The 5555-nt window shown below is 35.6% G+C and carries 6 protein-coding genes; all 6 read left to right on the top strand.

Going from position 1 to position 5555, the window contains the following annotated elements:
* Positions 1-280 (top strand): hypothetical protein (locus Q0L68_RS15405; protein ID WP_296704951.1); only part of this gene is annotated, 280 nt, incomplete at its 5' end.
* A 6-nt stretch (positions 281-286) separates the two neighbouring features.
* Positions 287-751, top strand: coding sequence for a hypothetical protein (locus Q0L68_RS15410; protein WP_296704953.1), 465 nt, complete (start codon positions 287-289; stop codon positions 749-751).
* A gap of 28 nt (positions 752-779) precedes the next feature.
* A complete protein-coding gene (locus tag Q0L68_RS15415) occupies positions 780-2390 on the top strand; it encodes a hypothetical protein (RefSeq protein ID WP_296704955.1) in 1611 nt (536 codons plus the stop codon).
* Positions 2391-2399: 9 nt separating this feature from the next.
* A complete protein-coding gene (locus Q0L68_RS15420; RefSeq protein ID WP_296704956.1) occupies positions 2400-3596 on the top strand; it encodes a glycosyltransferase family 4 protein in 1197 nt (398 codons plus the stop codon).
* Complete coding sequence (locus Q0L68_RS15425) at positions 3593-4465, top strand: NAD(P)-dependent oxidoreductase (RefSeq protein ID WP_296704958.1); 873 nt, start codon at positions 3593-3595, stop codon at positions 4463-4465. The genes Q0L68_RS15420 and Q0L68_RS15425 overlap by 4 nt, the downstream gene beginning before the upstream one ends.
* 1 nt (position 4466) lies before the next feature.
* On the top strand, positions 4467-5495 hold the full coding sequence (locus tag Q0L68_RS15430) for a glycosyltransferase (RefSeq protein WP_296704959.1): 1029 nt from the start codon (positions 4467-4469) through the stop codon (positions 5493-5495).
* The last annotated feature ends 60 nt before the right edge of the window (positions 5496-5555 follow it).

Here is a 5555-nt window from a genome sequence, read left to right on the forward strand (position 1 = left end):
TCCAAGTCAGAAATATATAACAGTACAGACTGTGGTTAGAATCTTGAAACAATTCTCAGAGATTGATCAGTTTAAAGTGATACAGACAGGGGTAAATGATTTTATTCTGGAATACGTATCGCCAAAAAGCCAAGTAGATATTCGTGAACAAGCGATAAAAGAACAATTTGAGGAGGTCTTTGGAGAAAAATTAAATTTCAGATTCGAAAAATTGGAAGTAATGCCAAAAGCTAAATCGGGGAAATTTCAACTGATTGAAAACAGATACAATACCATTTAATAGGAGATGAATCTTTTCAAGAAATTAAAACCATATCAAGTTGATTTATTGCTTTTTGGACTTGACAAATCTGATAAGGTTTTGGTACCGGAATTTAAGTTAGAATATCCGATTACTTTTGATGATAAAACCTCAACTTTTTTGGTTAAAGATGGAGAAGTCCTCATTCACAAAAGTAAAATTTTCAAGAAGAGCCTCTTGCTTTCAAGCTTTGGCTTTAAACAGCCATTAATGACCATAGGAGATGCTTTTACCAATGATGAATACAGAGGAAAAGGGATTTATCCTGCGGTATTGGAAAGAATTGTTTCGAAACATTTAAAAGATTCGTCACTCTATTTATTAGTAAGCCCAGAGAATATACCTTCTATCAGGGGAATTGAGAAAGCGGGCTTTTCAAAAGTAGCAAACCTGAAATGTTTGAAAATCGGACCGATATATCTTAATAAAAAATTAGTCAGGTTTGATTAAACAAATTAAACTCAAAGCTTTTTCCTCCTTGAAAGAGCTGAAAGCTGAAAATTTTTTGAAATACGATTATTCAACGAATGGTTCTATTCATGAAATTGACATTCAGGCTTTCCAAGCTTTCAAAATAGAAAGTGTTTTATTGGAAATTAAATTGAATGAAATCCCTAAATTTTGGCGAGGGGCTGATTATAAATGGCATCCATTGTTGCTAACGAATCAAGTTGCAAATTACCATAGTCCTAAACTATTAAAAGTATCCTCGGGTGATTATTTGCTAGGAATGGATTCTAAAGGTTGTTGGGAATGGGATGCAATAAATAAGGTATTGAACTGGTATTTGATTCACCCAGATTTGAATCCGACTTTCCAATATAATAAAGATGACAAAAGGGACTGGATAAAGGAAATATCAGTTGGCTCATCTTGGTCAATGAAACTAAGATTATTTTCAGGGAAGGGGCCCATACCTGAGTTGGCAAGAACACCTTTAGGCTTTATACCTACGGTAAGTTTTACAGATCACTGTGATTTTGATACTCCGAGATTACTGAAATGCCAACGGGTTTTCTTCAAAAAAGCAGGAATAAAAACTACTAAGGGCTTTTTTACTCACACTTTTAGTCACAAAGGGGAGTATGCTGCTTTAGATCAGGAATCTATGAAATCTGAATTCCAATCCTGGGAGGAAGATGGACATGAATTGGCTTATCATGCACTCAGTAGATCCTTCCGTGAAGAAAGTTGGAAAGAGTTTCAAAACTTAAAAAGTCCACCAGATCTTCAGCCTATAAAGACTTATATAGATCATGGTTTTTTGCCATATAATTATACCAAGCAAGGTTCCGATAATTATTTGAAATGGTATAGGCATATGAATGACTGTGGCGTTAAATTAATTTGGAATTATTTGGATGTGATGGAAGGTACAGCCTTGACAAATAATCAATTAAACCCATTTGATTCAAGTATTAAGTCTATTTCAGAATCCCTAGAATACCATAAAAAAGAAGGATTACCGGTAGACAAAGATAGAAACACCAAAACTTGGTTAAGCTTTGGGACTAGTGAAGATTTTGATAAGGCTGTCAAGAATCTGTCTGGAAATGTTATAAGATTGAAGAAATCATCTGATTTTTTTATTCCAACACTAAAGGCCTTAGGAAAGACAACCATTGCTGCTTTAAATCCCGAGATATGGATCAAAAATTTGTTTAAAAAGGAAGAACCTTTCCATTTTGCAAGATTTACTCCAGTGTTTTTCCGAGCAATTGATCAGATTGAGACAGACATTCAAGTATTTCAAACCGTCTCAGTGAAAGATTTTGACTCCGTTTTTTCTAATATTTCCCTGAATAAACTTTTGGATGAATGCGGTTTGATGATAGCTCATACCTATTTTGCCTATTTAGGAGGTAACCATCCCGGTAGGTTGTTTGAAGATGAAACCGGCAAAATCAGATTAGGTGCAGAGACTAGTTTGTCTAATCTGGGAAATTTAATTCAGCAGGAAAAAGTTTGGAATCCTACAGCATTTGAATTGATGGAATATCATTCAAAACTTTTTGAGGCAAAAATTTTGTACGAAAATGGAAAATTAATTTATGAAAATGCCCCAGGTCCTTTACGTTGGATTAACTAAAACCCAAAAGTGAAGATTCTTTATTTCTATCAGTACTACTCTACTCCCAAAGGCTCATGGGGTACTCGGGTTCACGAGTTCGCTTCCGAATGGGTAAAACAAGGGCATCAAGTACAAGTAGTTACTTCTATTTATTCTAAGTCGGATTTAAAGGCTGAGAAGTTTATTGAGAATCAAAAATTTGAGGGTGTGGATGTAACCATCATTAATGTTAGGATAGACAATAAACAAGCTTTCCTTAAAAGGATTTATACCTTTTTAGCATATGCATTTTTTTCTGTTTGGTATGCATTAACCGCCAAGGCAGATGTGGTTATCGCTTCTTCGGGTCCGATTACAGTAGGGATCCCAGGACTTGTAGCAAGATATCTACGTGGAAAAAAATTGGTTTTTGAAACGAGAGATCTGTGGCCTGAAGGAGCAATTGAGCTTGGCTTAATTAAAAATAAAACTCTGCAAAAAATAGCCTTTGCTTTGGAATCAAGATGCTATAAAGCATCCTCTTTGGTGGTGGCTTTATCCATTGGAATGAAGGAGAATATTCTAGCTCGATTTCCGAAAGCCAATGTAATAGACGTAACAAACGCTGCTAACATTCCCTTATTTTCAACTCCGAAACCTTTTGAAGGAAGAGATCTTTTAACGCCAAAGAAATATGCAATCTATACGGGGAACATTGGAGTAGTAAATAACTCCATTTGGCTTCTTGAAGCAGCAAAAGTTCTACAAAAAAGGGGTAGAACTGATCTGAAAATACTATTTGTGGGGGAGGGGCAACAGCGCGAATTTATTCAACAAGAAATTGAAAAACACAAGCTTGAAACTATTTTGATTTGGGGGCTAATGCCCAAAAAAGATTTGGTAGGATTAATTCAGAATGCTTTGGTTTCTCTTGTTCCGTTAAAAGGAACCCCAGTTTTGGATACCTCTTCTCCAAATAAGTTTTTTGAATCATTAGCGGCAGGAGTTCCTGTTGTTCAAAATACTCAGGGATGGATGAAGGATTTTTTGGAAAAATATTCAGTAGGTCTTACCCTTGATCCTAATGACCCCATCCAATTAGCAGAGGCTCTTATAAAATTGGATGCGGAACCAGAAACTTTAATAAAAATGGGGAAGAATGCCAGTCAGGTAGCTTCTAAATACTTTGATAAAGATTACCTGGCAAATAAAATGTTAAAAGGAATAACTGAATTTTGCCAATGATAATCCTTTTGACGGGGGCATCAGGTTTTCTGGGACATGAAATTTTTGATACTCTGAAATCTGAACATGAAGTCATCACGCTTGGTCGATCAGATTCCAACAATATTAAGTCGGATTTAAGTCATGAAATCCCAAATCTTCCTAAATCAGATATTATAATCCATGCGGCCGGAAAAGCACATACGATTCCCAAAACACCTGAAGAGGAAAAAGACTTTTTTCAAGTGAACGAAGAGGGAACAAAAAACCTCTTGAAGGGAGTAAAAGAATTGCCTAAACTTTTTGTATTGATAAGTACAGTTGCTGTGTATGGGGTAGAACAGGGTGAAAATATTTCAGAAAGTTATGCTTTGAAAGGGGTGACTCCTTATGCCTTAAGTAAAATTAAAGCTGAAAAAGTGGTTCAGGAATGGGGTGAGAATATGGGAGTGAATGTTTTGATTTTTCGCTTACCACTTATTGCAGGACCAAATCCTCCCGGGAATTTGGGGGCAATGATTAAGGCAATAAATGGAGGTTATTATTTCAGATTGGGAAATGGATTGGTAAGAAAATCCATGGTGCTCGGTAGAGATATTGCCAAGGTTATCCCAGGTTTGCTAGGGAAAAGTGGTATTTATAATTTAACAGATGGGATTCATCCCTCACTAAAAGAGCTTGATCAATATTTAGCTAGTCTTAAAAGTAAAAAAGTAAAAAACCTTCCGATTAGACCATTGGAAATAGCGGCAAAGATTGGTGACTTAGTCCCTATGTTTCCATTGAACAGTTACAGAGTAAACAAATTAAAGTATTCTTTAACTTTTTCAGATGAAAAAGCCCGTAAGGAACTGAATTGGAATCCGTCACCTGTGATAGGTAATTTTTAATATGCGCATTTTATTTTTGGGAGAAACATACAGGGCAGATGCTCAAACTTGGATAAAAGGAATAGAAGAGGTTTCGGGCGTCGCAATTGAAACCAAAGAAATCCCAAAATCGGCAGGTCGAGTTTCTAGAATTTTGCTCGCGATACAATTTCTGATTTCACTGTTATTTTCAAAGCAAAACTATGATCTCGTTTTAGCTGAGCGGGCTACTAGTTATGGTTTTTTCTCCTTATTGGTGAAAACCAAAATCAGGGTTGTAGCCCAACAAGGTATTACAGATGCTTTTCCAGAAAATGGATTTTCAGGTTGGTACAAAAGGATCCTGCAAAGAGCAATTTATACCAAAGCTGACCTTATTCACGCTTGGGGCTATGTGATGACCTATGCCATGTTGAGTTCAGGAGCTTCTCCCACAAAAATATTAGTAAAACCAAAAGGCCTGAATTTGGATAAATTTACTTTTTCTGAGAGGGTAAAACCAAAAGTTTTTACGGCGATTGTAACAAGGAGCTTATATAAAATTTACAGGCATAATGAAATTCTTGAGGCAATTCAAAAATTGAAAAAGAATGGTTTGATTTTGAATTGCATTATTATCGGAGAAGGTGATCAATCAGAAATTTTGAAAGATTATGCTCAAAAGTTGGGGATTACTAATCAATTGAATTGGGTAGGAAGAATCAATAATGAGGAATTGCCTAAGTATTTGGAAAAGGCTGAAATCTATTTAGCTGTTCCCGAGACAGAAGGTGTTTCAGCATCCCTTTTTGAAGGAATGGCAGCCGGTTGTTTTCCGATTGTCACGGATCTTCCTGCAAATAGAGCTTTTATTAATTCAGGAAGAAATGGTTTGTTGGTTCCTGTTGGTAACCCCACCATTCTTGCAGAAAGCATACATTTATTTTGTAATAATTTCTCATCATTTAAAGAAGCCCTATTAGAAAATAGGGATCTTATTCAAAAGGAATGTGATTTGAAATCTAATATGAATTTTTTTTATAGTCGTTATCAAAAGTTAATAAAGAATTAAGCTAAATGTGCGGAATCGCAGGTTTTTGGAATAAGAATTATAATCCCGCTTCTTTGGATC

Source organism: Algoriphagus sp. (assembly GCF_024642405.1).
GTDB lineage: Bacteria > Bacteroidota > Bacteroidia > Cytophagales > Cyclobacteriaceae > Algoriphagus.

Bases quoted from the DNA above. Each gene is read 5' to 3' on its own strand.
- Q0L68_RS15410 (WP_296704953.1), top strand. From the start codon at position 287: ATGAATCTTTTCAAGAAATTAAAACCATATCAAGTTGATTTATTGCTT.
- Q0L68_RS15430 (WP_296704959.1), top strand. From the start codon at position 4,467: ATGCGCATTTTATTTTTGGGAGAAACATACAGGGCAGATGCTCAAACT.
- Q0L68_RS15425 (WP_296704958.1), top strand. From the start codon at position 3,593: ATGATAATCCTTTTGACGGGGGCATCAGGTTTTCTGGGACATGAAATT.